The organism is Streptomyces sp. A 4/2, assembly GCF_940670765.1.
Taxonomy (GTDB): Bacteria; Actinomycetota; Actinomycetes; order Streptomycetales; family Streptomycetaceae; genus Streptomyces.
On sequence record NZ_CALNVW010000037.1, the window covers coordinates 229816 to 235910 of the forward strand.

The following is a 6095-nucleotide window of genomic DNA, read 5'->3' on the forward strand; positions in this document are numbered from 1 at the left end:
GGGCTCTTCGCGGTCTCCGGGGCTGGATAAGGTAGCGGTATCCCTATTCGGCTGTGGACCCAGGAGCGGACCATGAACGTTGTGACCCCGGCAGGCGGCGACAGCGTGGCGGCATTCTCCTGGCCGGGCGTACTGGACTCATTGCTGGGCGGCACCGACCAGAGCGCGGACGCCACCGCCTGGGCGATGGACCGCATCATGAGCGGCGAGGCGACCGACGCGCAGATCGCCGGTTTCGCCGTGGCGCTGCGGGCCAAGGGCGAGACGGTCGCGGAGATCAGCGGTCTCGTCCGGGCGATGTACGAGCACGCCAGGCTGATCGAGGTACCCGGCCCGAGCGTGGACATCGTCGGGACCGGCGGCGACAGCGCGAGGACGGTGAACATCTCGACCATGTCGTCCATCGTGGTGGCGGGCACCGGCGCGAAGGTCGTCAAGCACGGCAACCGCGCGGCGTCGTCGGCGAGCGGGTCCTCCGACGTGCTGGAGAAGCTCGGGGTCAACCTCCAGCTGACGCCGGAGCGGGTCGTCGAGGTCGCGGAGGAGGCGGGCATCACCTTCTGCTTCGCGGTGAAGTTCCACCCGGCGCTGCGGTACGTGGCAGCCGCGCGGAAGGAGCTGGGCATCCGGACCACCTTCAACTTCCTCGGCCCGCTCACCAATCCGGCGAAGGTACGGGCGCAGGCGACCGGCGTCGCCGATGCCCGGATGGCGCCGATCATCGCGGGCGTGCTGGCCGAGCGGGGCTCCTCCGCGCTGGTGTTCCGGGGCGACGACGGGCTCGACGAACTGACCACCACCGCCACGTCGAAGGTGTGGACGGTGGCGGACGGCACCGTCCACGAGGAGCCCTTCGACCCGCGCGACGTGGGCATCGGCCTGGTCCCGGTGGAGGCGTTGCGCGGCGGGGACCCCTCGTACAACGCCGATGTCGCCCGGCGGCTGCTCGCGGGTGAGGGCGGTCCGGTACGGGACGCTGTTCTGCTCAACTCGGCGGCGGCGCTGGTCGCGCTGCATCCGGGCGGGGGATCGCTCGACGAGCGGATCGCCGCGGGGATCGCCCGCGCCGCCGAGTCGATCGACTCGGGAGCGGCCGGCCGGGCCCTGGAACGCTGGGTCACGGCCAGCAACGCCTGACTCCCGCTGTCCGCCACAACTCCCCGCGGGACAGCGGGTAGTTGTGGCGGTACGGCGCCCGTTCCGTTCGGGCGACGCGGGGTGCGGTTCACGCCGTTCGGTCTCAAGCCGTGGACTGCGCCTTGCGCGTCACCGTGCGTATGGCAAGATTCTCTTCAGGTCATGAGTGACAGCGACTACGGCCCCAGCCCGCTGTCCGGCAACCCTCCGTCCGTGGCGGGGTGCCCTGGGTGAAGACCAGGCCGCAGGCAGCGAAGTCTGCGGCAAGCGCGGATCCCTCGACAGGGATCCTGGTCGTCGAGGGAGTTCTTCCGTGGTTCAGCGAATGCGATAGGGCAGTAGCCCTCTTTCCGCACACCCTTTTCTGCACTGTTGCGTGTGGCACGCGCAGTGAATTCGCCTGCCCTTTTCCGGGAGTTCGTCATGTCTGTCCCCACCGCTGCCGCCGACTCTGCCATTTGTGCCCCTCTGCCCGTTCTGGGTGGAGATGTTCTTGTGCCGCTCGTGACCGGTGGCGAGGTGGCCTACGCCGCGCTCGACTACGCGGCGAGCGCCCCGGCCCTGCAGCGCGTCTGGGACGACGTCGCCGCGTACGCCCCGTACTACGGCAGCGTGCACCGCGGTGCCGGCTACCTCTCGCAGCTCTCCACCGACCTCTTCGAGAACAGCCGGGCCACCGTCGCCGAGTTCCTCGGCTGCCGCGAGGGCGACCAGGTCGTCTTCACCCGGTCGACCACCGACTCGCTCAATCTGCTGGCCGCGGTGGTCCCCGCCGACTGCGAGGTCTTCGTCTTCGAGACCGAGCACCACGCCTCACTGCTGCCGTGGCGCGACGCCGCGGTGACCTACCTCGACGCCCCCCGCACCCCGCAGCAGGCCGTCGCCACACTGGAGCGCGCGCTGGCCGCCCGTACCGCGGTGTCGCCCGGGGGTCAGGGCCCCGCGCTGGTCTGCGTGACCGGCGCGTCGAACGTCACGGGCGAGCTGTGGCCGGTCAGGGAACTGGCCGCCGCCGCCCATGCGCACGGTGCGCGGATCGTGCTGGACGCCGCGCAGCTCGCGCCGCACCACCCCGTGGACATCGCCGAGCTGGACGTCGACTGGGTCGCCTTCTCCGGGCACAAGCTGTACGCGCCGTTCGGCTCCGGGGTCCTCGCCGGCCGCTCCGACTGGTTGCAGGACGCCGAGCCGTACCTCGCCGGTGGCGGTGCCTCGCGCAGGGTCGCCCGGCGCGGTGACGGCGGGGTGGACGTCGAGTGGCACACCACCGCGGCCCGCCACGAGGCAGGCTCGCCGAACGTCATCGGTGTCTACTCCATCGCCTCCGCCTGCAAGGCGCTCACCGAGGCGGGCTTCGACTCGCTGGTGGCACGGGAGCAGTCGCTGGTCTCCAGGGTCCGCGCGGGGCTCGCCGAGGTGCCGGCGGTGAAGGTGCTCTCGCTCTTCGGCGACGAGGCGCCGCGCGTCGGGGTCATCTCGTTCGTGGTGGAGGGCTGGAACAGCTCGCACTTCGCGGCGGCGCTGTCGGCCGAGTACGGCATCGGGGTGCGCGACGGTCTCTTCTGCGCCCACCCGCTCGTACGGACCCTGCTCGGCAGCGACCCGCAGGACCAGGGCGAGTGCGGTGCGCCGGAGAGCGAGCCGGGCGAAACCTCCCTCAACGCCGTCCGGGTGAGCTTCGGCGCGGGCACGCCCGACGAGCACGTGGAGCGGTTCGTGACGGCGGTCAAGGAACTGGTCCGGGACGGCGCCCGCTGGAACTACCGCACCGAGGACGGCCGCTGCGTGCCGGCCGTCTGACACACCGTCCGGCACATCGCGAAGCCCTGGAGCCCGTCCGGCCGGACGGGCTCCAGGGCTTCGTTTCCGGGCCGGGCCGGACCCCCGCGGGCCCGGCCCGGGCGGGAGGTCCTACGCGTCCAGGCCGATGGCGAAGGCCGCTTCCAGGTCGTGCTGCGAGTACGTACGGAACGCCACATGCGTGTCCGTGGCCTCGACACCGGGGATCTTGCTGATCCGGCCGGGGATGATGTCCGCGAGATCGTCGTGCCGGGCCACCCGCACCAGCGCGATCAGATCGTACGTACCGGTGACGGAGTAGACCTCGCTGACGCTCTCCAGGGCGGCGAGCGATTCGGCGATCTCGGGGATCCGGTCCACGCTGGTCTTGATGAGCACGATCGCGGTGATCACGGCTTGCTTTCTCCCTCGGTGGCCGTCGCTGGGAGTTTCACTCTAGTCGTACGCCAGTACCGCGCCGCGGCGTAGGCGAAGCCCAGCGAGAACCCGGCGAGGTGTGCCGTGTAGGCGACACCGGGGCCGGTGCCGGTCTGCTGCCGGGCCGCCAGCCACTGGAGCACGAACCAGAAGACCAGCACGATCCAGGCGGGGAAGCGCAGCGGCAGGAACAGCAGGAACGGGAAGATGCTGGTGACCCGGGCCTTCGGGAAGAGACTCAGGAACGCCCCGAGCACCGCCGAGATCGCACCCGATGCGCCCACCAGGGTCTGGTCGGACCCGGAGTGGGTGAGCGCGTAGGCCGACAGGGCGAGGTAGCCGCTCACGAGGTAGAAGACGGCGAAGTGCAGCCGCCCCATGCGTTCCTCGGCCATCGCCCCGAAGACGTAGAGGAACAGCATGTTCCCGAGCAGGTGCAGCCAGTTCGCGTGGACGAACAGCGCGGTGAACGGTGTGAGCAGCGCTCCCGGTGTGCCGCTCATCAGTTCGGTGGGGACGACGCCCCAGCGTTCGAAGTAGGCGCTCTGGGCGGCGAGCAGGTTGTCGCCGGTGCCGTACGTCGGGTCGAACCCGGAGACGGGGCTGATGAGGAAGACGACGCAGCAGACGCCGATCAGGCCGTACGTCACCACCGGACCCTTGGGCGCGTCCCACTGCTTGAGCATGCACAGAGCATGGCTTAACGGGACCGAATCGGGCAGACCGCCTCGCCGGACTCCGTACCGTCCACAGGCCTCCCCCCTGGGTACCCGCGAGGCCGTAGGGTTACGGGGAGTACATCCGCAGTTCGATGGCGCACCGCGACCGACGCACGACGAACGAAGAGGACGGCACGTATGACGACGGTTCCCATGCCGACCGCCGATACCCGGTGGCGCTGCACACTCTGCGGCAATCTCACCCGTTTCGATGTGACCCGCTCGTCGAAGGTTGTCGAGTACATGCATCTGGACCTGGCCGGTGAGCCCAAGGTCGAGGAACGCGAGGTGGTCAGTGAGACCATCGAGTCGGTGCGGTGCCGCTGGTGCAACGCGGTGGACCAGATCGAGCTGGTGGACAGGCCGGGTGGCGGCTCCTGAGGGAGCCCGCTGAAGAGTGAACAGTGGGGTGACGGATGGTGGAGGAGCCTGCGGGCGGTGCGGAGCCGGCCGACGCGGCCGGTGACGTGGCCGAGGCGCTCGACCGCCCGTTGCCGGAAGGGGTGCGGCGCCGGGTCGTCGCACTCGTTTCCGACGCCTTCGGAGAGCTGACCGTCGTCGAACTTCCGTCGCAGCTGCGGCAGTACGCCCGGTTCACCCCCACCCGGCGTGCCAAGTTCGCGGGCAACGCGATGGCGGCGGCCCTGGAGGGCGACCCGCTGTTCCGGCAGCGCATCGGCGAGCGGCTCAAGGCGTCCCAGCCGGAGCTCGCCGATGCACTCGAAGCGGGCTCGCCGCCGGCCGCGGCCGATCCTGTCGATGTGGCCGCCGCGGCGTACGTGCTGCGCCCCGCGGGCTGGGTGAAGCTGGTCGCCGCGGCAGGCGAGGAGGCGCAGCGCGCCGACGCCGAGCGGGCGGACGAGGCGGCTCAGCGCGAGCTGGAGCAGCTGCGCGAGGAGCTCGCCGAGGCGAGGGCGCAGACCCGGACCGAGAACGAGCGGCTGCGCGCGGAACTGGACGCGGCCCGCAAGGATGCCGAATCGCTTCAGCGCAAACTGCGCAGCGCCCAGAGCGATGTGAAGCGGGGTGAGGCGGCGCTGCGCCGCACCGGTTCCGAGATCGACACCATCAAGTCCGAGGCGGCGGCCAGGGTCGCCGCGGCGGAGAGCGAGTCGCGGCGGCTGAAGGCGCGGCTCGGTGAGGCGGAGGCCTCCGTGGAGGCCGGCCGTCGTGCCGTACGCGAAGGGCGCTCCGTCGAGGACATGCGGCTCCGGCTGCTCCTCGACACGGTGCTGGACGCGGCCCAGGGGCTGCGGCGCGAACTGGCCCTGCCGCCGTCCACGTTGCGCCCCGCCGACTCCGTCGACGCGGTGGAGCCGGGCAGGCTCTCGCCCAAGGACATCGCGGCCAGGGCGCTCTCGGACACCGACCCGGCCCTGCTCGACCAACTGCTCTCGCTGCCGCAGGCGCACCTGGTGGTGGACGGCTACAACGTCACCAAGACCGGCTACCCGCAGCTGCCGCTGGAGAAGCAGCGGCTGCGCCTCCTCGGCGGCCTGTCCATGCTCGCCGCGCAGACGGGCGCCGAGATGACCTGTGTCTTCGACGGGGCGGAGCTGGCGGCGCCGGTGCTGCTCGCGCCGCCGCGCGGGGTGCGGGTGCTGTTCAGCAAGCCGGGAGTGACCGCCGACGAGGTGATCCGCCAGCTGGTCCGGGCGGAGCCTTCGGGCCGCCCCGTGGTGGTCGTTTCGACCGACCGTGAGGTGGCCGACGGGGTGGCCAGGGCGGGCGCCAGGCCCGTGGCGTCCGTCATGTTGCTGAAGCGGCTTTCGCGCGTCTAGTAACTCCTGTGCGGCATGCCCCACTTCGGGGTGCCTGATGGTCTGCGCACCGTCAAGTGACCGCTACTGTGCGTGCGGTGTATGTAAAGAATGCAGTCGATGACCGAGATTTTCGGCATCGGGATTTGAACTGATCACAAGAGGGTCACTATGGTCGGCCATCGAACCTTCGCGCGGTTGATCACTCATTCGGGGTGGCAGCGGAGGAACCGCCGAGGAGCACGTGAGTTGACCTGCGTGC

Annotated in this window: 6 protein-coding genes and 1 riboswitch; of the genes, 4 read left to right on the forward strand and 2 right to left on the reverse strand. The window is 70.7% G+C overall.

The genetic code is table 11. From position 1 onward, the window contains the following. The first annotated feature begins 72 nt into the window (after positions 1-72). Positions 73-1137: an anthranilate phosphoribosyltransferase gene (trpD, locus tag NBY69_RS27960; RefSeq protein ID WP_250304613.1), complete on the forward strand. Its 1065-nt coding sequence runs from the start codon at positions 73-75 to the stop codon at positions 1135-1137. A gap of 158 nt (positions 1138-1295) precedes the next feature. After that, positions 1296-1413, forward strand: a riboswitch (SAM riboswitch). Between the two features lie 147 nt (positions 1414-1560). Then, a complete protein-coding gene (locus tag NBY69_RS27965) occupies positions 1561-2937 on the forward strand; it encodes an aminotransferase class V-fold PLP-dependent enzyme (RefSeq protein ID WP_250304615.1) in 1377 nt (458 codons plus the stop codon). A 111-nt stretch (positions 2938-3048) separates the two neighbouring features. Here NBY69_RS27965 and NBY69_RS27970 read toward each other — a convergent pair whose 3' ends face one another. Both NBY69_RS27970 and NBY69_RS27975 read right to left on the reverse strand, forming a co-directional pair. Further along, a complete protein-coding gene (locus NBY69_RS27970) occupies positions 3049-3330 on the reverse strand; it encodes an Lrp/AsnC family transcriptional regulator (protein WP_250304618.1) in 282 nt (93 codons plus the stop codon). Further along, positions 3327-4040: a rhomboid family intramembrane serine protease gene (locus tag NBY69_RS27975; RefSeq protein WP_250304619.1), complete on the reverse strand. Its 714-nt coding sequence runs from the start codon at positions 4038-4040 to the stop codon at positions 3327-3329. Before NBY69_RS27975 ends, NBY69_RS27970 begins: the two co-directional genes overlap by 4 nt. A gap of 171 nt (positions 4041-4211) precedes the next feature. On the opposite strand from NBY69_RS27975, the gene NBY69_RS27980 reads away from it, so the two are divergent. Beyond that, positions 4212-4454 carry a hypothetical protein gene (locus tag NBY69_RS27980; RefSeq protein WP_250304621.1) on the forward strand — a complete coding sequence of 81 codons (243 nt, stop codon included), beginning with the start codon at positions 4212-4214 and terminating at the stop codon, positions 4452-4454. Positions 4455-4489: 35 nt separating this feature from the next. After that, complete coding sequence (locus tag NBY69_RS27985; protein WP_374211349.1) at positions 4490-5854, forward strand: NYN domain-containing protein; 1365 nt, start codon at positions 4490-4492, stop codon at positions 5852-5854. Positions 5855-6095 lie beyond the last annotated feature (241 nt).